Consider the following 1,849-nt stretch of genomic DNA (forward strand, 5'->3'; position numbering starts at 1 on the left):
CCGTGACCCTGACCACCAGCACCGGTCTGCCGTTGACTAACCATCCTGAGCTGACCTTCAAGCTCACCGATGGCACCACCATTACTGTTCCGGCGAACAGCGTCACTGGCCAAGCTACCATCACGGCAGCCGATGACATCGGCGTCGGTGGTCAACCAGCCATCATCAACAAGCTGGTATCGGTGGAAGGTGCAGGCACCTACGAAAAACTGACTCTGGGCGAGAACGCGGTGCAAACCACCGTTACCGACGAACCTACCGGTCAAGGCGATGCCGTCGGCATCACTATTGTTGGTAACGGCCCAGTCCTGGAAAACCAGGGCGCAGCGTTCACCATCAAGCTCGACAAGGCTCAGCTGCAACCGGTCACTGTGACCTTGAGCAACGGTAAAACCGTGGTCTTTGCTGTTGGCGAAACCGAGAAGGTCCACACCTTGGATCCGCAGGGCGACGACGTCTACAAAGACGGCGGCACTGCACAACTGAGCATTACTGGTGCCACTTCGAATGGCGCTCAGCTGGAAAACCCAACCATCGGTGGCCCAGCGTCTGTAACCATTAACGACACCACCAGCGAAGTGTTTGCGACCCTGACCGCAGACAAAACCACTGTTGCTGAAGGCGGCAAAGTCATCTACACCGTGACCTTGACCACCAACACTGGTCTGCCGTTGACCAACCATCCTGAGCTGACCTTCAAGCTCACCGATGGCACCACCATTACTGTTCCTGCGAACAGCGTCACCGGCCAAGCCACTATCACGGCAGCCGATGACATCGCGATTGGCGGTCAGCCTGCCATCGTCAACAAACTGGTATCGGTCACCGGTGCGGACACCTACGAAAAACTGACTCTGGGCGAGAACGCGGTGCAAACCACCGTGACTGACGAACCTACCGGTCAAGGCGATGCCGTCGGCATCACCATCACCGGTAACGGCCCAGTCCTGGAAAACCAGGGCGCAGCGTTCACCATCAAGCTCGACAAGGCTCAGCTGCAACCGGTTACTGTGACCTTGAGCAACGGTAAAACCGTGGTCTTTGCTGTTGGCGAAACCGAGAAGGTCCACACCTTGGATCCGCAGGGCGACGACGTCTACAAAGACGGCGGCACCGCACAACTGAGCATTACTGGTGCCACTTCGAATGGCGCTCAGCTGGAAAACCCAACCATCGGTGGCCCAGCGTCTGTCACCATTAACGACACCACCAGCGAAGTGTTTGCGACCCTGACCGCAGACAAAACCACTGTGGCTGAAGGCGGCAAAGTCACCTACACCGTGACCCTGACCACCAACACTGGTCTGCCGTTGACCAACCATCCTGAGCTGACCTTCAAGCTCACCGATGGCACCACCATTACTGTTCCTGCGAACAGCGTCACCGGCCAAGCCACTATCACGGCAGCCGATGACATCGCGATTGGCGGTCAGCCTGCCATCGTCAACAAACTGGTATCGGTCACCGGTGCGGACACCTACGAAAAACTGACTCTGGGCGAGAACGCGGTTCAAACCACCGTTACCGACGAACCTACCGGTCAAGGCGATGCCGTCGGCATCACCATCACTGGCAATGGCCCAGTCCTGGAAAATCAGGGCGCAGCGTTCACCATCAAGCTCGACAAAGCTCAAGACCAACCGGTTACCGTCAAGCTTAGCGACGGTTCGACCTTGGTCTTCGCTGTTGGTGAAACCGAAAAGGTCCACACCCTCGATCCGCAAGGCGACGACGTCTACAAAGATGGCGGCACTGCACAACTGAGCATTACCGGTGCGACCTCCAATGGCGCTCCGCTGGAAAACCCAACCATCGGTGGCCCAGCGTCTGTCACCATTAACGACACCAC

1 protein-coding gene is annotated in these 1,849 nt (G+C 57.6%); it reads left to right on the plus strand.

What is annotated here, in order from left to right:
- On the plus strand, positions 1-1,849 hold a 1,849-nt coding region (locus AAEZ05_RS27635), incomplete at both ends, for an immunoglobulin-like domain-containing protein (protein ID WP_350649712.1).

The organism is Pseudomonas sp. HY13-MNA-CIBAN-0226, assembly GCF_040310305.1.
Classification (GTDB): Bacteria; Pseudomonadota; Gammaproteobacteria; order Pseudomonadales; family Pseudomonadaceae; genus Aquipseudomonas; species Aquipseudomonas gregormendelii.